Source organism: Acinetobacter sp. SW-226 (genome assembly GCF_055632855.1).
In genome coordinates, this window is the sequence record NZ_CM145752.1 from 2755876 (window position 1) to 2777959 (window position 22084).

Annotated in this window: 24 protein-coding genes; 11 read left to right on the top strand and 13 right to left on the bottom strand. The window is 40.6% G+C overall.

The genetic code is table 11. The features are described 5' to 3' along the window. Positions 1-76: 76 nt before the first annotated feature. A complete protein-coding gene (locus ACZ8ZH_RS13175) occupies positions 77-811 on the top strand; it encodes a phosphoadenylyl-sulfate reductase (RefSeq protein WP_470247754.1) in 735 nt (244 codons plus the stop codon). A gap of 161 nt (positions 812-972) precedes the next feature. Then, a complete protein-coding gene (locus ACZ8ZH_RS13180) occupies positions 973-2352 on the top strand; it encodes a WS/DGAT/MGAT family O-acyltransferase (RefSeq protein WP_086208602.1) in 1380 nt (459 codons plus the stop codon). A gap of 62 nt (positions 2353-2414) precedes the next feature. Here ACZ8ZH_RS13180 and ACZ8ZH_RS13185 read toward each other — a convergent pair whose 3' ends face one another. The 6 genes from ACZ8ZH_RS13185 to ACZ8ZH_RS13210 form a co-directional block, all read right to left on the bottom strand. Beyond that, on the bottom strand, positions 2415-2588 hold the full coding sequence (locus ACZ8ZH_RS13185; protein ID WP_086208603.1) for a PA1571 family protein: 174 nt from the start codon (positions 2586-2588) through the stop codon (positions 2415-2417). A 131-nt stretch (positions 2589-2719) separates the two neighbouring features. After that, positions 2720-4174: a ribonuclease G gene (gene rng, locus ACZ8ZH_RS13190; RefSeq protein ID WP_086208604.1), complete on the bottom strand. Its 1455-nt coding sequence runs from the start codon at positions 4172-4174 to the stop codon at positions 2720-2722. Positions 4175-4212: 38 nt separating this feature from the next. After that, complete coding sequence (locus tag ACZ8ZH_RS13195; protein ID WP_395579776.1) at positions 4213-4779, bottom strand: Maf family nucleotide pyrophosphatase; 567 nt, start codon at positions 4777-4779, stop codon at positions 4213-4215. Beyond that, on the bottom strand, positions 4767-5258 hold the full coding sequence (mreD, locus tag ACZ8ZH_RS13200; RefSeq protein ID WP_086208606.1) for a rod shape-determining protein MreD: 492 nt from the start codon (positions 5256-5258) through the stop codon (positions 4767-4769). The genes ACZ8ZH_RS13195 and mreD overlap by 13 nt, the downstream gene beginning before the upstream one ends. Beyond that, positions 5245-6102, bottom strand: a complete 858-nt coding sequence (mreC, locus tag ACZ8ZH_RS13205) for a rod shape-determining protein MreC (protein ID WP_086208607.1) — start codon at positions 6100-6102, stop codon at positions 5245-5247. The genes mreD and mreC overlap by 14 nt, the downstream gene beginning before the upstream one ends. 15 nt (positions 6103-6117) lie before the next feature. Beyond that, on the bottom strand, positions 6118-7164 hold the full coding sequence (locus ACZ8ZH_RS13210) for a rod shape-determining protein (RefSeq protein WP_086208608.1): 1047 nt from the start codon (positions 7162-7164) through the stop codon (positions 6118-6120). A gap of 133 nt (positions 7165-7297) precedes the next feature. On the opposite strand from ACZ8ZH_RS13210, the gene gatC reads away from it, so the two are divergent. The 6 genes from gatC to ACZ8ZH_RS13240 all read left to right on the top strand — a co-directional run bounded on the left by gatC (position 7298) and on the right by ACZ8ZH_RS13240 (position 13599). Then, a complete protein-coding gene (gatC, locus tag ACZ8ZH_RS13215) occupies positions 7298-7612 on the top strand; it encodes an Asp-tRNA(Asn)/Glu-tRNA(Gln) amidotransferase subunit GatC (RefSeq protein ID WP_004694671.1) in 315 nt (104 codons plus the stop codon). 53 nt (positions 7613-7665) lie between these two features. Continuing rightward, on the top strand, positions 7666-9144 hold the full coding sequence (gatA, locus tag ACZ8ZH_RS13220; RefSeq protein ID WP_395579775.1) for an Asp-tRNA(Asn)/Glu-tRNA(Gln) amidotransferase subunit GatA: 1479 nt from the start codon (positions 7666-7668) through the stop codon (positions 9142-9144). Continuing rightward, positions 9144-10619 carry an Asp-tRNA(Asn)/Glu-tRNA(Gln) amidotransferase subunit GatB gene (gene gatB / locus ACZ8ZH_RS13225; protein WP_168158417.1) on the top strand — a complete coding sequence of 492 codons (1476 nt, stop codon included), beginning with the start codon at positions 9144-9146 and terminating at the stop codon, positions 10617-10619. The genes gatA and gatB overlap by 1 nt, the downstream gene beginning before the upstream one ends. Positions 10620-10678: 59 nt before the next feature. Beyond that, a complete protein-coding gene (locus tag ACZ8ZH_RS13230) occupies positions 10679-12016 on the top strand; it encodes an FRG domain-containing protein (protein ID WP_086208611.1) in 1338 nt (445 codons plus the stop codon). Positions 12017-12323: 307 nt separating this feature from the next. Then, on the top strand, positions 12324-12797 hold the full coding sequence (locus ACZ8ZH_RS13235; RefSeq protein ID WP_119064261.1) for a hypothetical protein: 474 nt from the start codon (positions 12324-12326) through the stop codon (positions 12795-12797). A 223-nt stretch (positions 12798-13020) separates the two neighbouring features. Continuing rightward, positions 13021-13599, top strand: coding sequence for a DJ-1/PfpI family protein (locus tag ACZ8ZH_RS13240; protein WP_119064259.1), 579 nt, complete (start codon positions 13021-13023; stop codon positions 13597-13599). 116 nt (positions 13600-13715) lie between these two features. On the opposite strand, the gene ACZ8ZH_RS13245 is transcribed toward ACZ8ZH_RS13240, so the two are convergent. From ACZ8ZH_RS13245 to sbmA, 5 genes are all read right to left on the bottom strand, one after another. Continuing rightward, positions 13716-14315, bottom strand: a complete 600-nt coding sequence (locus tag ACZ8ZH_RS13245) for a hypothetical protein (protein ID WP_086208615.1) — start codon at positions 14313-14315, stop codon at positions 13716-13718. 157 nt (positions 14316-14472) lie between these two features. Next, the gene (locus ACZ8ZH_RS13250; RefSeq protein ID WP_119064257.1) at positions 14473-14991 is read right to left on the bottom strand and encodes a hypothetical protein; all 519 of its coding nucleotides are present in this window, start codon (positions 14989-14991) and stop codon (positions 14473-14475) included. 114 nt (positions 14992-15105) lie between these two features. Further along, entirely contained in the window at positions 15106-15969 is an 864-nt protein-coding gene (locus ACZ8ZH_RS13255; protein WP_119064256.1) for a hypothetical protein, read from the bottom strand. A gap of 59 nt (positions 15970-16028) precedes the next feature. Then, on the bottom strand, positions 16029-17084 hold the full coding sequence (locus tag ACZ8ZH_RS13260; protein WP_119064254.1) for a hypothetical protein: 1056 nt from the start codon (positions 17082-17084) through the stop codon (positions 16029-16031). 138 nt (positions 17085-17222) lie between these two features. Further along, a complete protein-coding gene (sbmA, locus tag ACZ8ZH_RS13265; RefSeq protein ID WP_110974966.1) occupies positions 17223-18416 on the bottom strand; it encodes a peptide antibiotic transporter SbmA in 1194 nt (397 codons plus the stop codon). A gap of 453 nt (positions 18417-18869) precedes the next feature. Here sbmA and ACZ8ZH_RS13270 point away from each other — a divergent pair, with 453 nt between their 5' ends. Continuing rightward, positions 18870-19064 (top strand): hypothetical protein, encoded by a 195-nt coding sequence (locus ACZ8ZH_RS13270; protein ID WP_119064252.1) that lies wholly within the window; start codon positions 18870-18872, stop codon positions 19062-19064. A gap of 170 nt (positions 19065-19234) precedes the next feature. Here the strand turns inward: ACZ8ZH_RS13270 and ACZ8ZH_RS13275 are convergent, their stop codons facing one another. Together ACZ8ZH_RS13275 and ACZ8ZH_RS13280 are read right to left on the bottom strand one after the other, a co-directional pair. Then, on the bottom strand, positions 19235-19657 hold the full coding sequence (locus ACZ8ZH_RS13275; RefSeq protein WP_119064250.1) for a YbaN family protein: 423 nt from the start codon (positions 19655-19657) through the stop codon (positions 19235-19237). A 9-nt stretch (positions 19658-19666) separates the two neighbouring features. Next, positions 19667-20263 carry a biliverdin-producing heme oxygenase gene (locus ACZ8ZH_RS13280; RefSeq protein WP_416332350.1) on the bottom strand — a complete coding sequence of 199 codons (597 nt, stop codon included), beginning with the start codon at positions 20261-20263 and terminating at the stop codon, positions 19667-19669. A 280-nt stretch (positions 20264-20543) separates the two neighbouring features. Here ACZ8ZH_RS13280 and ACZ8ZH_RS13285 point away from each other — a divergent pair, with 280 nt between their 5' ends. Beyond that, positions 20544-21089 (top strand): RNA polymerase sigma factor, encoded by a 546-nt coding sequence (locus ACZ8ZH_RS13285; protein WP_086208621.1) that lies wholly within the window; start codon positions 20544-20546, stop codon positions 21087-21089. Then, positions 21086-22084, top strand: a complete 999-nt coding sequence (locus ACZ8ZH_RS13290) for a FecR family protein (RefSeq protein WP_470247755.1) — start codon at positions 21086-21088, stop codon at positions 22082-22084. Before ACZ8ZH_RS13285 ends, ACZ8ZH_RS13290 begins: the two co-directional genes overlap by 4 nt.

Here is a 22084-nt window from a genome sequence, read left to right on the forward strand (position 1 = left end):
TTCAACTCTATTAAAATACACAGCAAATAACGTAATATAGGTCTTGTTAGATTCCAAGCCTATTGCCAGGATACTCATGACAACCATTCCAACTATTGATCTTGTTGATGCTCTCGCAGCTGAATATGCAGACAAATCACCAAGTGAAATTTTAGCACTTGCACTGAATCAAACGGGTGAAATTGCCATCTCGTTTTCAGGTGCAGAAGATGTCGTACTTATTGATATGGCTGCTAACTTAGGTAAACCTTTTCGTGTCTTTAGCTTAGACACAGGACGTTTACATGCAGAAACCTATCAATTTATCGAAACTGTGCGTAAACACTACAACATTAATATCGAAATTTGCTTCCCAGAAGCAGATGCCGTTCAAAAATTGGTCAATAAAAAAGGTTTATTCAGCTTTTATCAAGATGATCATAAAGAGTGTTGTGGTATCCGTAAAGTTCAGCCTTTACGTAAAAAATTAGCGACTTTAGATGGTTGGATTACGGGTCAACGTAAAGACCAAAGCCCAGGCACACGAACTGAGATTCCAGTTGTTCAAGCAGATGCAAGCTTTTCAGGCGTAGGCAAACAATTGATTAAATACAATCCTCTTGCCAACTGGTCCAGTGCCGATGTGTGGAGCTACATTCGCATGATGGAAGTGCCTTATAACCCATTACATGAACGCGGCTTTATTTCTATCGGTTGTGAGCCTTGTACACGACCAGTGCTACCAAACCAGCATGAGCGTGAAGGTCGCTGGTGGTGGGAAGAAGCTACGCACAAAGAATGTGGCTTGCATGCAGGTAATTTGAAAAAGTAAAGACTAAAACCACTGCTCAGCAGTGGTTTTTCGCAACTAATAGATACACACAAAGCGCTCCCATTCTTATAAAAAGTCGATATACTAACCTTAAGTTATATAATTCTAACAAGATTGCTCAGATAAGAGCCGTCAGATATTGCAGTGAGGCAATCTAGACTATGCGTCCATTACATCCGATTGACTTTATTTTTTTATCACTTGAAAAACGGCAGCAACCCATGCATGTCGGTGGATTATTCTTATTCCAAATCCCCGAAAATGCACCAGCCAGCTTCATTCAAAATTTAGTAGCGGATATTCGTAATTCAAAATCTATTCCTATCCCCCCGTTTAACAATAAACTGAATGGCCTATTTTGGGATGAAGATGAAGAATTTGATCTTGACCATCATTTTCGCCATATTGCACTTCCCAAACCTGGTCGTATCCGCGAACTCCTGACTTATATTTCACAAGAACACAGCAGTTTGATCGACCGTGCAAAACCATTATGGACCTGCCATATCATTGAAGGAATTGAGGGTAACCGTTTTGCCATGTATTTCAAAATTCACCATGCAATGGTGGATGGAATTGCAGGTATGCGGTTGGTTGAGAAATCCTTATCACATGATCCAAACATCAAAAGCATCGTACCGCCTTGGTGTGTTGAAGGACCACGCGCTAAACGCTTGAAAGAGGATAAAGCGAGTCGCTTTAAAAAGATTATGAATGGTGTGGTTGGACAGCTTGAATCTACCCCACGTGTCATGTATGAACTGTCTCAAACAGTGATGAAAGATATGGGGCGTAATCCCGATTACGTTTCAAGTTTCCAAGCGCCAAGCTCCATTTTAAACCAACGTGTCAGCTCTTCACGTCGCTTTGCAGCACAGTCTTTTGAATTTGACCGTTTACGCCATATCTCTAAAAGTCTGGGTGTCACAATTAATGACATCGTACTGGCTGTTTGTTCAGGCGCACTGCGGGAATATTTGTTATCGCAAGATGCGTTACCTAAAAAACCGCTGATTGCAATGGTTCCTGCATCTGTACGTGATGATGATTCATCTATGTCGAATCGTATTACGATGATCTTGGCAAACTTAGGCACACATAAAGAAGATCCATTAGAACGCTTAAACATCGTCCGTCGTAGCGTACAAAATGCAAAAGAAAAGTTCAAACGTATGAACTCAAATCAAATTTTGAACTATAGTGCATTTGTATATAGTGCGGCAGGTCTGAATATAGCCTCAGGCCTATTGCCTAAACGCCAAGCCTTTAATTTGGTGATCTCGAATGTACCAGGACCACGTGAGCCACTGTACTGGAACGGAGCACGTCTCGATGCATTGTACCCTGCTTCGATCATTTTAGATGGTCAGGCACTCAATATCACCATGACCAGTTATTTAGATAAACTTGAGGTCGGTTTGACTGCGTGTCGCAATGCTTTGCCGAAAATGCAAAACTTATTGACTCACTTGGAAGAAGAAATCCAACGTTTCGAAGCGATTGTGGGGGTTGAAAACCCAAAGTTACAAGCGGTCAGTTGATACCGCAGAACCCATTAGAAACTGAATAAATGACATAAAACTAAGGGGCTTCGATAAGCCCCTTAGTTTTTAATGCTACGACATTGTTTTAATAGTTGATGACATGCAGTTCGAATCATGGCAGTGGTAATTTGTACTTCCTTACCTTGCTCGTCCAAAATATATGCATTATGCGTCACTTTCGTATCCAATAAATGTTTCAAACTAGGTTGAATAATTGCTTCTCTAACACCCATATCACACCTCATTTGCTAAACCTATTTGGGAGAATAAGCTTTGGCTATTTCCGTGTTCCTAGTATTCAAAATCTACAGTCGAAAGTAAAATTTCAGTTGTAACAACTATTTAACCATATATTGTTACAATTTCAGCTCAGAATGATATCGTATTGCTCTTGCGTATATAAATTTTCAACCTGAAATTTAATCACACGACCAATAAAATGCTCCAGATCCGCGACTGCTGGCGCTTCTGCGGTTAACAAGCGGTCAATCACGGATGGATGAGCAACGACAGTAAAGCCAGTCTGAGACTGATACGCGCGTGTATAACGCATGATTTCTCGAAAGATTTCGTAACATACCGACTCTGCTGTTTTCACATAACCACGCCCCTGACAGGTCGGGCAAGATTCACATAATAAGTGTTCTAATGATTCACGTGTTCGCTTACGTGTCATTTCCACTAGACCCAGCTCTGATACCTGCGTAATTTTGGTTTTAGCATGGTCTTGCTCAAGCATCCGCTCAAACTGAGTCATCACTTCAGTACGATGCTCCTGCTCTTGCATGTCAATAAAGTCGATAATAATAATACCGCCTAAATTGCGCAGTCTCAGCTGACGAGCAATCACCTGTGTCGCTTCCATATTGGTTTTAAACACAGTGTCTTCTAAAGAGCGACCACCCACATAGGAGCCCGTATTGACGTCAATCGTGGTCATGGCCTCGGTCTGGTCAATCATCAAATAACCGCCTGACTTCAGCGCAACACGCGTTTGCAGAGCTTTTTGAATATCTTCTTCTACATTATATAAATCGAAGATTGGACGCTCACCCGGATAGTGAATCAAACGCTCTTTAATATTCGGCACAAATTCTTCAACAAACTCTTTGAGCTTGCCGTGAATTTCACGTGAGTCGACTGAAATTTTAGCGGTTTTTTCGCTTGCAAGATCTCGGATAATCCGCTGCGGTAAAGGTAGCTCTTCAAAAATTAACGATGGCACCGCAATACTGATCTGCTTGCGCTGGATAAACTCCCATAGCTTTGCCAAATAAGCCATATCTTGGGCAATGGCCGCTTCTTCAATACCATCTGCCGCAGTACGAACAATCACAGAACCTGGAAGCTTATGTTCTGCTTGAATTCGCTCAATCATAGAGCGTAAACGGTCACGCTCTGCCTCAGACTCTATTCGTTGCGAAACACCCGTATGGTTTCCATAAGGCATTAAAACCAAATAACGAGAAGGAATGGACAGATCTGTTGAAAGGCGGGCACCCTTCGTTCCCAACATATCTTTCATGACTTGAACAGTAAGAATTTGTCCCGGTTGCAAAAGCTCAAACACATTCGGAATCGGCTGATTACGTGGCCAAACCATATCATTGATATGCAAAAAAGCAGTTCGTGACAGTCCAATATCGACAAAAGCAGCTTGCATACCCGGAAGAACGCGCACCACTTTACCTTTATAAATATTACCCACTAACCCACGTTTTACCGTACGCTCAACAAATAACTCATTGACCGTGCCGTTTTCAATCAACGCGACGCGACATTCCATAGGCGTGACGTTAATTAATAACTCGTCAGACATAACAAACTCAAAACATTATAAAAAATCTTTTGAGACAGTTAATTTAGTGCCTTAACTGCCCGTAATAACTGTACCGTTTCATACAACGGTAAACCCACCACATTGCTATAGCTTCCCTCAATACGTGGAATATAACGTGCTGCAATGCCTTGTATGGCATAGGCTCCCGCCTTGCCAAGGGGTTCATGTGTTGCCCAATATGCTTCCATATCTTCAAGGCTTAAGTGCTGAAATTCGACTTCAGTACGAACTACTATACTTGAAATTTGTGCATTTGTACGAACACAAACACCTGTATAAACATCATGCTTACGTCCCGAAATTTTTTCCCACATTTCAAAAGCATGTTGTTTCGATTCAGGTTTACCCAAAATCTCTTGATCGACTCCTAAGCTGGTATCGGCAGCGATCACGATCGCATCTGGATAACGAACTTGCACAGCCTCAGCTTTGGCACAAGCCAGTCGCTCTACATAATGAGCGACCAATTCGCTTGTTTGTATCGACTCATCAATATCTGGGCTGTAAATATCAAAAACTAGGCCAAGCTGCTCAAGCAACTCACGACGGCGAGGCGAACTTGACGCTAAAATTAAATGCGCCATTTTTTTAGGAAGAAATATAAAATGGGAAAGGTCAAAACACTACTCAACAGGGGTTGCCAATGACGGGCAATCGAAAACTGCGCCCCGATCATAATTTGCGCGATCCATGTCATAAATAAATGCGCGACAACAGCCAAAGCCGTGATCACCCAGATATTTGCAAACGTCATAATCCGACGTTCTCGGGTTAAAAAGCGTGAGACAAAAGTAATCAGCACAAAACTGAGCGCATTTAAACCTAAGGGTGCATCGAGCAATAAATCGGTGAAAATACCCACAGCAAAGGCGAACCAAATTCCACACCATGTCGGCTGACACAGCACCCAAAACAGCATGACCATCATCATAAACAATGGACGCCAGCCAGAGAGCGTATAAGACAGTGGATAGACCATCAACACCGAAGCAATGATCACCGAAAAAATGATCGGAAATAGTGGATCACGCTGTTTGGCAGCACGAAGTTTAGCGATCGGCATGCGGTTGCTCCATCGCTAAAGAATCGGAAAATAACACAACGACATGATGTCCACCCGCTAGCTGTGCGGCAGGTACCACATCTATTTGAGCAAACTCACCTGAATTATGACGACTGATTTTTGAAATCGTACCCACCAAATAACCCGCTGGGAAATGCTCACCAAGACCTGAGCTATACACTTTTTCACCCACTTTAATTTCGGCACTGGTCGGGACATATTCCATTTTCAAATGCCCTAAATCTCCCGTACCCGAAACAATCGCTCGCATACCCGAGCGCTCTAAACGGACTGAAAGTGAATGTTCTTTATCTGAAAGCAACATCACACGGCTACTATGTGGATAGACATTGATAATCTGCCCCATAATGCCTTTGTCATCGAGCACCGTCTGCCCTACTTTTAACTGACTGTTGGCACCACGGTTAATCACAATAATATGACGCAGTGGATCGGCATCGGTTCCAATGACTTCTGCAATCTCCATACGACCATCAATGATTAACGGGGTATCTAACAAACCACGCAAACGGGTATTTTCCGCAGATAGTTCAGATAATTTTTGTAAACGTACCTGTGCCTGTAACAGTTCAGCTTGCATCGCGGTATTTTCACGGCGCAGTTGAGCCTCAGACTTGGTTTGTTGATTCAGCCACTCTCGCGATAACACGGGATAACTTGCTACAGCATAAATTGGATTATAAGCGGCGTACAAGACATCTCTTGCAGGTTGAATCACATGCGGCATGCGCCAGTTAAAAAACAGCACAACCAAACATGTGATCACTGCAATGATAAATGAGCGAAAAGATGGCGGTTGTCTGGAAAACAGATTTGTTTGCACCCGCCGATTCCTTTATTAGCCTACAAATAACATGTCGTGATTTGGATTATCGAAGAACTCCAAAACTTTACCACCACCACGAGTGACACACGTTAAAGGATCTTCTGCAACCACCACAGGTAAGCCCGTTTCTTGCGCAAGAAGTTTGTCGAGGTTACGTAGTAATGCACCACCACCTGTCAACACAATACCGCGCTCAGCGATGTCTGAAGACAGCTCAGGAGGCGTTTGCTCAAGTGCAGATTTCACAGCGGAGACAATACTTTGTAGAGGATCAGAAATCGCTTGCGTGATTTCGTCCGAAGTTACATTAATGGCACGTGGCACACCTTCAGCAAGGTTGCGACCGCGAACTTCAATCTCAAGCGTTTTAGCATCAGGCTCGGGCAAAGCCATACCCACTTCTTTCTTGATAATTTCTGCAGTGGTTTCACCAATCACACAACCATGAGCCTTACGTACGTAGTTAATGATTTGTTCATCAAATACATCACCACCAATACGGAGTGAGTCAGCATAGACACAACCTTGTAATGAAATGATCGCAATTTCAGTTGTACCACCACCGACATCCACCACCATCGAGCCACATGCTTGCTCAACTGGCATACCTGCACCAATTGCAGCGGCCATTGGTTCTTCAATCAAACGAACATCGCGTGCGCCTGCATTAAATACAGCTTCACGAATAGCACGACGCTCAACCAAAGTTGATTTGCAAGGCACACACACCACAACACGCGGTGCAGGTGGGAACAGACGTTTTTCATGTACTTTACCAATAAATTGGTTCAGCATGGTTTCAGTCACTTCAAAATCGGCAATCACACCATCCTTCATTGGACGAATGGCAGAGATATTCGCAGGGGTACGGCCTAGCATTTGCTTTGCATCAAGACCTACTGCGGCAACGATTTTTTGTGAACCACTGTGACGAATTGCCACAACTGTCGGTTCATTTAATATAATGCCTCGTCCTGGTGCATAAATAAGTGTATTTGCTGTACCTAAATCAATGGCTAGATCGGGCGAAAACAAGCCAATTAGTCTTTTTAGAATCACGGAGACGTTCTCGATTAAACTTTATGTGGACGCAAGGTGGCAACTTTAACTAAATGTGATGATTTGAACAAGTCAATCGCTTATTATAACGCACGATATTTTGAAATTTTTTAATACTGACTCAGGTGATGTTATGTCTACATCGGATGCACAGCATTCTGCAGATTTAAATGCACAAACAGTTTCAGCAATCGCCAATCTTGCTCGATTGTCGCTAGATGATACGCAATCTGCTGAATATGCTCAAAGTCTAAATAAAATTTTAGGCATGATGGAAACCTTAAAAGGTATCGACACCGATGGTGTTGAGCCGCTTAAAAGCCCATTTGATCACCCACAACCCTTACGTGAAGATGTGGTTTCAGAAACCAATCATCGTGATGAATATCAAGCCATTGCACCGCAAGTGCAAGACGGTTTGTACCTTGTTCCTCGCGTGATTGAATAATTTCTATTCAGTTAAACCATTATTTTGTAAAAATTAACGTAAAGACATTTCTCATGACAGATTTACATCGCTTATCGATTCGTGAACTCTCTGAGGGTTTAGCTGGGGCTAAATTTTCATCTCGCGAACTGACTGAACATTATTTAAAGCGCATTGCAAAACTAGATACACAAGTTAAATCTTATGTAACCGTGACTGCAGAACAAGCGCTTGCACAAGCCGATGCTGCTGATGCCGCAATTAAAGCAGGCACAGCAACCGCATTGACAGGTGTGCCCATTGCACACAAAGACATTTTTTGTACCCAAGGCATTAAAACCACTGCGGGTTCAAAAATGTTGGATAACTTTATCTCTCCTTACGACGCCACCGTTGTAGCGAAAGGCAAAGCCGCTGGTCTGGTCACTTTGGGTAAAGTGAACATGGACGAGTTCGCCATGGGTTCAACCTCTGAGAACTCATTCTACGGCGCTACAGCAAACCCTTGGAACTTAGGTCATGTACCAGGTGGTTCTTCAGGTGGTTCTGCGGCAGCGGTTGCAGCGGACCTCGCTCCATTTGCGACAGGTACAGACACAGGTGGTTCAATTCGACAACCTGCATCATTCTGTGGCTTAACGGGTCTTAAACCAAGTTATGGTCGTGTGTCGCGCTTCGGGATGATTGCTTATGCATCATCACTGGATCAGGGCGGACCAATGGCACGTTCGGCTGAAGACTGTGCCTACCTCATGAATGTGATGGCAGGTCATGACGCGAAAGACTCAACATCGGTTGAAAAAGACGTTGATGACTATGTGGCGAATCTAAACGGCACAGCGATTCAAGGTCTACGTATTGGTATTCCAAAGCAGTACTTCAATGTCGCTGGTTTAGATGCCGACGTGAAAGCACGTGTTGAAGAATCATTGAAAAAATTGGAAGAGATGGGCGCGATCCTAGTTGAGATTGATCTCAACATGACTGAAGCTTATGTTCCAACCTATTACTTGATTGCACCTGCTGAAGCGTCATCGAACTTGTCTCGTTACGATGGCGTACGCTATGGCTACCGTGCAGAGAACCCAGTTGACTTGATGGACTTATACAAACGTTCACGCTCTGAAGGTTTTGGTGCAGAAGTACAGCGTCGTATCTTGATTGGTACGTATGCGTTGTCTGCGGGTTACTACGATGCCTACTATGTGAAAGCGCAAAAAGTCCGTCGTCTGATTCAACAAGACTTCTTAAAAGCGTTTGAATCGGTGGATGTGATTGCTGCACCTGCTGCACCAACCACGGCTTATAAAATTGGAGCGAACTTGTCCCCAGTTGAAATGTACTTGGGCGACATTTACACCATCGCGGTTAACCTTGCAGGTCTTCCTGCGATTAATGCACCTGTTGGTTTTGACAAAGACAACTTACCTGTGGGCTTACAGCTGATTGGTAACTATTGGTCAGAATCTCAACTGTTGTCTGTGGTACATCAGTACCAACAAGCGACGGATTGGCATACGAAACGTGCGACAATTGCTGAGGAGAATGCATAATGGCTCAAGCTCAAAAGAAACCAAAGTCGTTATTAATTGACGGTTGGGAAGTCGTGATCGGGATCGAGATTCATACTCAGCTTGCAACCCAATCTAAAATCTTCTCAGGTTCATCGACTGAATTTGGTCAAGACCCAAACACCCAAGCTAGCCTCGTTGACTTGGCAATGCCGGGTGTACTGCCTGTACTGAATAAAGAAGTGGTGGATTTAGCCATTCGCTTTGGTTTGGGGATTGATGCTTACATCGACCAAGCGTCTGTGTTTGCACGTAAGAACTACTTCTACCCTGACTCTCCGAAAGGCTACCAAATCAGCCAGATGGATAATCCAATTGTGGGTTTGGGTCATATTGATATTCAACTTGAAGATGGTACGGTAAAGCGCATTGGCGTAACACGTGCCCACCTTGAGGAAGATGCAGGTAAATCCATCCATGATCAGTTTGAAGGAATGTCAGGCATCGACTTAAACCGTGCAGGTACACCTTTACTTGAAATCGTGTCTGAACCTGACATGCGTTCGGTTGAAGAAGCGGTGGCTTATATCAAGTCGATTCACACTTTAGTGCGTTGGTTGGGTATTTCTGACGGTAACATGGCGGAAGGTTCATTCCGTGCAGACTGTAACGTGTCGTTACGTCGTCCGGGTCAACCGTTCGGCACACGTTGCGAGTTAAAAAACCTCAACTCATTCCGTTTCATTGAACAAGCGATCAATGTTGAAATTGAACGCCAAATGGAAATTTTGGAATGGGATGGCACGATTGACCAAGAAACGCGTCTATTCGACCCTGTGAAGATGGAAACACGTTCAATGCGTTCAAAAGAAGAAGCGAACGACTATCGCTACTTCCCAGACCCTGATTTGTTGCCTGTGATTATTTCTGATGCGCAAATTGAAACAGCTCGTGCTGCATTGCCTGAGCTTCCTGCGGCACGTCGTGAGCGTTTCGTCGCGGACTTTGGTGTCACTGAGTACGATGCGCATGTGTTGACGCTGACCCGTGAAATGTCTGACTTTTATGAAGTGGTTGTGGCTGCTGCTGGCGGCGCGGCTCAAGGTAAAGTGTCTGCAAACTGGGTCATGGGCGAGTTCTCTGGTGCTTTAAATAAAGCGGGCTTAGAACTCGCAGACTCTCCTGTTTCGGCTGAAAAACTGGGCGGCATGGTTGCACGTATCGTGGATAACACCATTAGTGGCAAGATTGCGAAGCAAGTATTCGGCTTTATGTGGGATGAAGGTAAAACTGCGGACGAAATTATTGCGGAAAAAGGCTTGAAGCAGGAAACTGATACAGGTGCGATTGAAGCGATTATTAAAGACGTACTTGCTGCCAATGAGAAGATGGTTGAAGAGTTTAAATCTGGTAAAGAGAAAGCTTTCAATGGTCTTGTTGGTCAAGTAATGAAGGCGTCTAAGGGTAAAGCTAACCCTGCACAAGTGAATGAATTAATGAAGAAATTGATTGGTTGATTTATTCGCTAATTAATTGATTCCATGTTATAAAAACCTCGCTTAATGCGGGGTTTTTTATGAAACATTCAATTATCTATATATCTACAACATCATCTTATTTAGAACAAATAATCGACAAAAAACGATTAAGAATCTTTGCTGGAGACTTTATTCTCAACCATGCTTCTGAAGAAGTACAAATTTTTTATAAAGTTTTGGATGATGAAACACTTAGAGAATTAAGTAACTTACCCCTAATCATCAACGATGATTCTAATATCTTACGTATTCTAAAAATTAAAAAAGCTATTTATGATTCTAAAAACTCTATAATTGAAATTACATTTCATGAGAGTCTTACTGAGCATCCCAAAAGAAACGACGTTTTGGAAATAGATAAAATTAAAGAATTCAAAAGAGGTGAAAGTAATATAATTGTTCAAATAATTACAGCGGAATTATCTGATTTTATTTGGCAATTAACCGATAATTATGACAAAGATGATTTCGAAAAATCTCAAAAGCAGTTTGTTGATAAAATAACCAAAAACAATGAAAGAAATTATAGTAACGTAGAAACACTACCCTCTTTTTTTGACCAATTAGCCATTATTTTAAAAAGTAATCAATATCAATACTTTAAGGAAAGATTTTTTAGAGGACACTCCTCTATCAGATATCGCTTAGAGCCATCAAATTATAGATTCCATTCGGGCAAAAGAATATATCTTGATAACGAAGATAAACTATTTCGAGAATTAATCATCAATGAACCAATACATTTTCAAAATGATAAAAATGCATTAGAAATTTTAACAAGAATGCAACATTTTGGGTTGCCGACGAGACTATTAGATGTAACCTTGAATCCCCTAACTGCCTTATATTTTGCTTGTAGTAGCAAGGATAGTGAGGATGGTGAAGTAATTATAATTTTACCTAATCAAAATAACATTAAATATTATGATTCTGATACTGTTAGCTGCCTAACAAATTTAGCAAAAATGAATATGCATGACAAAAATGATATAGAAAATTATTTGCTAACGAAACCGACACCTAAAAAACTTAATTACAGAAAAACATCGCATAAAAAATTTCTACATTTCATTAAAGAAGATAAACCTTATTTTCAAAATTTAATCAACACTAGTGATTTAACCCGCATCGTATGCATCAAAAGTAAATTAAACAATGAAAGAATTGCAGCTCAAACAGGTGCTTTTTTATTATTTGGTATAAAATCTAGAATGAATGAAAAATCTGATTACAATTATAAAATTCATAGAATACGTATTAATAAAGGTTCTAAAGCAAACATCTTAAAAGAGCTTGATCTAGTGAACATTAATTCAAGAACTATTTACCCAACTCTAGAGAATACAGCTAAGTATCTATTAGAGAAATATAAATGACCATCAAAAAAGTATCCACCATCCGCAAACTCGAAGGCTTAGAACGTATTCAATTTTCAAAGTCATACTTTATGCGTGACTTCTAATTTCCCTCATCTCCCGCCTTCTCCCAATGGGAGAAGGAGCTTTCATTGTAAATTTGATAGCACCATATATTTAATAATGAATATTCCCTCTCCTTTCTTAAAGGAGAGGGTTAGGGAGAGGATTTCTACATTAATTAGTTTTTAATTCCCGAAAAACCACTACACTAAACTAATTCTAATACTTTAAAACATTTAGCATTTCAAAATATCAAAGGACAAAAATGAAAACAGTCATCCTCACACTTTCTACCCTTGCCTTCTTCAGCACCACAGCCTTTGCAGAAACCAAACCCAATATTCCAGCTAAAGAAGCCAGCCAAATATTTAAAGCCGCTGGCTTTTCAAAAACCAAACATGGCTGGAAAGGTAGCTGCGACACAGGTGAAATCACCACATACAAAGACCTCAATGGTGACGGTTTAAAAGACGCTGTCATTTCAGACTACAGCACCATGTGCTATGGCAACACAGGTGTCGGCTACCATATCGTTGCTCAGCAAAAAACTGGAGATTGGAAACTCATTTTTGAAAACATGGGCATTCCTACTTTTCTAAAAACCAAAGGAAAAGACGGCTGGCCAGATATTGAAAATGGTGGCCCCGGATTTTGTTTTGCAGTTTACCGCTGGAATGGTCAAAAATATGCTGTCAACCGTTATGAATATAATGGCAAAGCCTGCACATTAAACTATTAAAATGTCAGCATAGTAAATTTCATATCAACGAATATGTAGACTGATTGATTTAACAAGCTTTTACAGACAGGGATAACGCCTCAATTGATTGGGGCTTTTTTATAAAAATGACTTCAGTTATACGACTAAAGAGCACTGAATGACTTAAAAATGACATCGTAACTGTGCTAATTTAGATCAAAATTGAACATAAATATGCACAAACAATAAAGAGGGTTTAAAGATGTCAAAACAAATTTTAATGCTCGTCGGTGACTATGCTGAAGACTATGAAACCATGGTGCCTTTTCAGTTTTTAACAGGTCTCGGTTATACCGTACATGCAGTCTGCCCCGATAAAAATGAAGGTGAAAGCATCGCTACAGCCATTCATGACTTTGAAGGCGAGCAAACCTATAGTGAAAAACGCGGTCATAACTTTGCCATCAACTACAACTTTGAAGCGGTACACACTGCGGACTATGTCGGTTTAGTCATTCCCGGTGGTCGCGCGCCCGAATACTTACGTATGAATGAACGTATCCTTGAAATCGTACGTGAGTTTGATACTGCGAAAAAGCCAATTGCAGCAGTTTGTCATGGTGCACAAATTCTTGTGGCAGCCGATGTACTCAAAGGCCGTACTTGTTCCGCTTACCCTGCCTGTGCAGCCGAGGTGAAACTAGCAGGCGGGACTTATGCGGACATTGAAGTAACGGAAGCTGTAACCGATGGGCACTTGATCACAGCACCTGCTTGGCCTGCACACCCTGCTTGGATGGCGCAGTTTATTCAAGCTTTAGGGGCGACTGTGACGATTTAATTGTCTTGTTCTTCAAATGAATATTTTATGATATGCCCTACCATCTTTTTAGATTCAAAAATAAAAAAGCTCCTTCGATTCAAGGAGCTTTTTTAAGCGCTGTTCTTTTTAAATGACTACAAACCTTCGAGTTGGGCATCACATCCCGCCCATTCATTTACATAATTTAAAGATCTAAGTGGTTTTAGTTCAACCCTTTCACCAGTGGACATGATTTCATTGATTGCCAAAGAACACTGCATTCCGCCAGCGTTATCCAATAACTCATAATTTTTATTTGTTGCAAATTTATAAACCGCATTAACGCTACAACCACGCAACTCTACGCCATTGTGGTAACTTTTATATGCACTAATTGCTAAAAAACGTTCAGCAGGTACTTTAAACTCAGCAAAATTAATTTCAGCCGGCGGAAAAGGCATGTCTAATAATTTTTGTTTATACTTAATCTGACTGCTTTGCATTTGTTCTTTAAATGATCCCATACTTTCTACTTCGGGTAACATTTGGAAGTTTGGCTGCATTGAAGTCATACACCCATTTGGGTATAAACGTACGCCAAAGTTATTTTTATTTTCAATCCGAAGCTTTGCTGTGTGCTCAGCATTAGAGTCTTGATATAACTTGAGACCTAACATTTTTTTCGATTGATTCACCATTCCTGCACTACAACCAACTAATCCCAAGACTAAAAAGCCAATCACTATTTTTTTCATCTATTGTAAAAATCAATTAAAAATTCACATCAAATACTAGCAAATATAATTAGTTACACAACTTATAATTCTATTTATAAATGATATTTTGATCTTCCGGATAAAAAGCCTCTTTGGAGAGAGGCTTTATGATTCTTAGATTAGCATTTAAATTCAACTACCTCGTCACACCCAACTTATTCCAAATTTCTGGAGTTAAAAAAGTTGTCACCAATTTATTCAGATCTACATAGCGCAGTACACCTTGCAACTGCCCTTTCACTTCAGGATTCTTTAAAATTTCCTCACCTGTAATCTGCCCAAGTTCCTGAAAACTGTCTCCAACCGCTTGTAAGCCTTCAGCTTGAATCACTGCTTTGGTCTGCGCTGAACATTGCTCCACCAAAATGCGCTGTAAAACCTGTGCGAGGTTTTTATCTAGCTGTGTACGCTGTGCATCGGTGACATTGCTATACACCTTCAGATCTGGATGTGCAGCCAGTGCCGCAAACGTCCACTGTAACACGGTGGTTTTATCTGTTGCTGTCGTTGACTTCACCAAACAATTACTCAGCTGGTCGACTGTGGTACTGGCTGTTGCAACTTGGACTGAACCACACAATGCTGCTGCCATAACAGCATGACGAAAAATAGCAGAAGACCGACCACGTAAAATGCTTAAAACAGGCTGTGACATAAACTCAACTCCAATCAACAATTGCATTCTTTGTATCACAAAGCCCGTCAATCAGCCTGTTATGGAACTGTAAAATTACCGCGTAATTGAAGCAAAAAGATAAAGTCGCTTCATTCAAGTGATATCTATATTCAACTCAGCAGATTCAAACGCATCGAGCTGTGGATGAATGGTCGGGCATGCGTTCCAAAACCAATAGAAGTAACCTTTGGGATCAAGCAGGGTATGCATCTGTATCATAGATTGACCGCTTTCGGCCTTCCAACACGCTAAAGCAGCATTACGGTTATTATGTAAATCGACAAATTCAGGGGCGACTTGCTTTGGCATTTCAGGAATATAAAGCGCGTCGCCATATTCCACCCACAAATCAGCCAAGTAAATTTTTCGATCTTTAGGAAAATAGCGTCCTACTGAAATCACCAACGGTAATTGATTGGGGTCGGTCGAAGCAAATACATGCGGAAAATCATGATGTTCCAAGTCTGTGATGACAAAAGGATATAAGGTTTTCTCGGTCAAATTAGCCTGAGATGAATCGTAAGGAAAAAAGTGACCTGCCATCATGCCATAACGATATTCAATTTGAGATAGCATCTGCTCTGTTGCGACAACTGCAATCGCTTGTCCTGCTTTGACTAAAGTCATACCAAATGCAGCGGCCGTTTCAGGCGTGGCTTTGAGTGGCATAAACTCAAAAGTGTTTCCTGCGAACGCAAGCTGAGTTTGTTCCCCCCAATCGGTTTGGATCGTTTCAATCTCTTCAGGCACAACATATACATGCCCCATACTCATACTGGCATTGGTCGATGATGCAGAAATGAGTTCAATAGCATCTGACAGATCAGCTAAAAACTCAGGAGTCCCACCATTATTGTAAAAATATGGTTGAGCAGAAATATCAACATCTATTTCTTGCAAAGTCTGATCCAACAAAGGCGCAGTAAAATAGGTGGCTGGGTTTGTGACATGACTCATGATCTAGTTCCTTTGGTTTAGATGCCCACATGAAGTCCTGTCAAAAACAGCCGAAAATATTACTTCATTTGTTTGAGCATATTTTTAGCACCTGTATGGTTATGGTTTTTGGCTAAGTTCTGTAACACGTACTTTGCCTGCCCTTTAGGGTTAGAAAAACGACTGCTATAACTTGGGATGCTGGTTAAACAACGTGCAACTAATATGCCTGATTCGGTATAAACATTTGAGGCATCTGAACCTGGTAAACGCCCATAGTTATATGCGCGTTGGGCATTATTGCAAGCAGTGACTTGGTTGCGACCACTGTTAATATCACGGCGAGCTGCCACATACAGTTTGGTCTGTTGCTGTTGTGGTGTTTCTACAGCTTTGCTGACCTTAGGTTGTTCTTCGACTTTAGTTTCCTTTTTGCTCTCCACTTCTTTTTTCGGCTCTTCTTTTTTCGCCTCTGACTTTGTCTGCGGAGCTTTGATCACTGTTTTCTTCGTTACAGTACTAGGTGGGGTATTTCTTGGTGCTTGTCCGTGTTCAGCCAAGACTTTAGTTTGTAGATTCACCACACGAGTATCATTGGAACTTGGTAGTTTACGTTCAGACAAAGCCTCTATGCTGACTTGCCACTGTTCACCATTTTTAAGCTGACAACGAAAAGTACCCGTTCCCTGTTTTAAACTGTTATAGGTACGAAGTAACTTTTTCGCCCACGGATCTTTCACTAAGCTAAAACTACTTTTTTGTGTCTGAGTAAAACGTCCACCATGGGCTTGGCAATACTGACTGAACATGGTTCGTGGATAGAGCACCTCAATGTCTTTTTCATTTTGTACACCCACTTTGTGATACACATATTCTTTGCTACTTTTGTCAGTATCATTAATTTTTCGTTCTACAATGAGTTCTTGTGGTGATGCAATATTTGTAAACGGTTCTTGTGCTATATTTCCCAGACTAGTACAGCCCTGTAACACACTTCCCAAAACCCCAAATACCCATAAAATTTTATAATTCACTACGACTTTACTCTTAAACACCCGCATAAAAACATTAGCGGAAAGATCATAAAATAACAAACTCAAACTACTGTTTTTATTATTTATTTTAGCTTGATGAATACATCAAAATGATGTGTTTTATGATAAATTCAACACCATTTAATCAATTTAGTTTGAACCATACAACACAAGTTATAGACAAAACGATGCTTGAGCACATAAAAAACCTGCCCTAAAGGCAGGTTTAAAACAATGGATTTATTCGTCAAGTGTCGACTCAAAAGCTTTCAAACGCTTATAAATCGAAAGTAGCTCAATAATGGTTTTCCATGACATGATGAGATATTGAAATGACTCACGGACTTTATCAAATACATTACCAATTTGATTGATTAAACCAAGAGTCATTTTCCCGGCTGCAATCGCAGGAAATAGCACAACAAGACTATATAAAATGTCCAATTGTTTATACCAAGTTGCCACTAAGTTGAAATAAGCATAGTGAAAATACAAACGGAAATAGTTTTTACGTACCCGACTAAACAGTTCAGTCAATGTCGCGGGTTGAGCACGATCTGCATGATCTTCCCCATAAACCAATTCTTTACGATACGCAGCTTCAACTTTTTGGTTATTAAACTCTAAACCTGGTAGTTTGTTTCCCACCACCATTAACAGAACTGTACCAAAAATAGCCCAAATAATGGCCGCCCACACTAAAGAATGCTTTACTTCACCAACGACAGGTAGCTCTGGTACATGTTTCGATAACTCGAACAAAATTGGAAGAAAAGCCACCAATACCATTACTGCTTTGATCAACTCTACGCCCAAATCTTCCATAATCGTGGCAAAACGCATGGTGTCTTCTTGTACACGTTGTGATGCCCCCTCGATATGACGCAATTTTTCCCAACGCTCGGTGTAATATTCATTCATCGCTGTACGCCACCGGAACACATAGTGACTGGTAAAAAAGGCATTGATCACCGCGAAAGTCACTGCAATCATGGCAATATACAAGAAAGTTAAAGTCCCCATATAGAGTTCTTTGATATTCCCTCCTTTACCCAGCATGCCTTGAATCGTATCCCAAAAAGGACCGTACCAAGCATTGATTGCAACACTCACTTGTACACCAAACCAAATGTTAAACAGAATAAATGCAGACCCCCAGATCGACCATCTTTGCCACTTATTGTCTGAAAAAAAACGCCAGAACGAGGCAAAGAGTGCTGTTGCTATAAAAAACCATAGGTAAAACCAAAGAAAGGAAGACGACCAAAAACGGCTTACACCAATAGGCAGTTCAGCTGTTGCATATCCTTGTGGCCATCCTATAGCACTTCCCCATGTGTTGCCTCCCGTATACCACAGTACGACATTGATCACAGACCACAGTAATACTGAAAGGAAGAACCATTTAGGGCTTGGGAAAAATGACTTAAACATGAACGATGTATATCCCTTTTATTTTTAAGGTATGCAATCCCTGCATACTAATCCTTATTTCTTAATTTAGTACAATCGCATTACAGCAAGTTTGTACACTTTACTTATCCTGATTTGGTTATACGTTATTTTATTTAGATACAAATCTACAAGTCCTCATCTAGATATTTTTATAACCCCGAAGTCAAAACCCAGTTAAATCAAATAAGATCAATAATTTAAACGCAAATATCTGAGCATTCTTTGCACTTAGTTGTTTTTTGTCTACTGTAGGTTTCTTTGGCCCTAAGGTGAAAGTCATTCTTTAGATTTAAAATTTCTATGTATATAAAAATGCGCCAAGCTTATCTTTCGATTACTTTTTGATTTCATGGATAAAAGATCATTTTTACACACATAAAAATTACTTCATGTTAGTATCGAGACATTAAAAAAAATTGTTGGGTCTGTTCCATGGAAACACTAGTACTTGAACTGATAAAACCACTAACACTGACAAAAGAAGACTTTCCGCCCATTAACTTTGAAGAAGGCACCATTTTAAAAGTCATCATGAAAACCCCAACGGGTTACCTTGTGACAGCGGATTCACGTTTTAATTTTACTGTCTCTTATGATGATAAAAATCAAATCTGGCAGAAGCTCTAGTTTAAGCCTCTTCTCTTAGAAAAATAAAATTTACTCAAGCAGATAAAAATAAACATTCATCTTTTTTATAGATTTAAAAACTGATTGTTTTTATTAAAATTTGGGTTCTTCATACCCTATCAGCACATGAATAGCGTGCTGATAGTTTTCTACACTTATTGATTTTATGATTATTTTTTCCACCAAATCCAAATTTGCACAGCGATCATAATAATAATTGCAATACCGACAAAATAAGGATGTGGTACTTTCCAAAGCATAAGTCCAGCAGCAAGACTCATACTCAACAAAGAAAGTATTTTCGCTTTTGTCGGTAAGGTTTTATGTTCTTTCCATTGTTGTAAAATAGGACCAATAACCCGATTCTGTACAATCCAACGATGTAAACGCGCCGAACCTTTAGCGGCAAAAATAGTGGCTAAAAAATAAAAATCAAAAGTAGGTAAACCAGGAATAATGATTCCTAATGTGCCTATAGCCAAACAGACCCAAGCAAGCCCAATACACACCCAACGTACCCAAATTGATTTTGCAAGATTTGAATCTGAGTCATCCTTAGGTTTGGATATTGAACTTAACTCGGTATTTTGCATGTCTGCCTCTTACTTCAATTGTTCTAAGTCTGCTAACAATTGACCAAAGCGAGAAAAGCCTTGCATCGCCCCTTCAATCACCTGATCTTGCTGCTCTTGACTGAAGTTGGCATCATCCATAGCCTGCTTAAAACGTTTCCAGACCACAGCACGCCCCTCTGGATAAGCAGCTAAATTACGCGCAGCAAAGTCAGCGCTAAAACCAAACTGGCTCTGCGCGGCTTTAAATAAAAATGCTGCACCTAAAGTCGAACCTTCAGACACATAGATCCAGCCCAAAGCTTGAGGAAAGCTAACATGATCTGTTGCAATGCTACTGGATTGAGGTGCTAACCCTAGATCTTTTAAGTCCAACAGCGCAGCATCTGAACGACCACGCACATCTAAGTCTGGGATAATACGTACCACTTCAGGATGTGCATATAAGTGTTCAACATCTTTCTGGAAATAATACTGAGATAAAGTAAAGCGCGCATAGTTACTTTGGTTTTCAAAGACTTTTGCTTGTGCCATTAACTGTTCCATTCGATCATGTTCTGTCGAAGTTTCCGTTTTTAGACGCTGTGACAGACTTGTTTCTAGCTGCGGGTTCATACTGGTGGTCACGTTTAAATCCTATGGTTCCTGTTTGTACTGATTTCCACGTTTGTTCTTTTCAGAATTTCCCAACAACTCGAATCACGCTTTCGGATCTCTTGAGATTGATGATTTTTCTAAACTGTAAAACTGGACTTATACATATAGACGAACAAAAAGTTCAAAATACGCAAAAATAATTTAACTTTCTTCTCTGTACTGAAAAATCGTCTTTTTTACTTTACGCACTATTGCATTTGGACACATCATAAATGATAATCAATATCATTTAAACCCTTGGGGAAGTATTATGTCTCCTTCCACCTCTTCCAAAGCACAGCAACAGTTAATTGGTGAACTTTATCTTCAGCACCATGACTGGTTAATTCAATGGCTCAGATATCGCATTCGGCATCCCTTTAATGCTGCCGATATTGTGCAAGATACTTTTGTGCGTTTAATCCAAGCCAAACATAAGTTGGCTTCGATCCAAGAACCCAAAGCCTATCTCATCAATATTGCAAAACACGTTTTGATTGATCAGCATCGACGTAATGTAATTGAAACCAATTACTTAAAAAATCTCTACGATGAAGCTCAATTAGGACAAGAGCTAATTCAAGACAACACTATTGAAGACACCATACAAATTCTGGATTTTCTATCGGTTGCCTTAGGTAAAACCACCGCTAAAGTGCGCCAGTCCTTTATTCTGTATTATATTGAAGGCTATAGCCAAACTGAGATTGCTGAATTAACAGGAAAATCACTGCGTAGCATACAAGGCTATTTAGCCGATGGACTCAGTCTCTGTTATGAGCTACGCCATAAAATGCACGCAGAATGCGAAGAATGAAAGACGCTCGGCATATTCGTAAAGAAATTGCCCTTTGGGTGATTCGACTCAACTGTGACAACCCAACTGAGCGTGCACAAGTTCAGCAAGAGTTTCAGGCTTGGCAAAGAAATCATCCGCAATATCTGCCCTATTTTGAAGAATTTCGAGACTTTGATCTTGAAATGCAGAACCTATCACGCCAGCAAAACCTACATGGTGAAACTGTCGAACAAACCTTTCAAGCCATTGAGCATGAACAACAAAAAGTTATCTCATTGTTTAATCAGGCTGTTTTCTCACTGATGGCCATCAGTTGTCTTGGTTATTTGAGTTTTACTTATATTCCCTTTTCTTATTATTTTGCAGACTATAAAACTGCAACCAGTGAAGTGAAGAATATTGTACTCGATGATGGCTCAATGCTAACCCTCGCGCCTAAATCAGCCATAAAAGTGGATTACACCACTGGGCAAAGACGAATCGAATTGATCCAAGGTGATATCTATGTTGATGTCGCTAAGAACCCTGCTCGCCCTTTTATCGTCCATACAAAACAAGCTGACTATCAAGCACTTGGTACACGTTTTATTGTCAACCAATATACCGATACAAGTGCACTGAATATGTTGCATTCACGTGTTCAAGCCCGTGCTAATCTGACTACTCAGGCTAAGCCTTTAATTGTTTCAGAAGGTCAACGGATACAAGTTGACGCTCATGGCCTTGGAAAAATTGAAGTTTTTGATACACAAATGTTCAAAACTTCATGGCAAATGCAACAAATTCAGGCCAATGAACTGGCTTTACCTGATCTTCTCAATCGCTTAAATGCTTACCATAGTGGCTACATGATTTTTAATGAAAAAGAACTCAGCCAAATTAAAGTGACGGGGATTATTAACCCTCAACAAGACTTGCTTGGAACACTGCAATTGATCCAGTTACAGTATCCTCAGCTTGAGTTTTTTCAAATCGGGAACTATGTGACCTACGTCAAAATGAAAGCCTCTTAA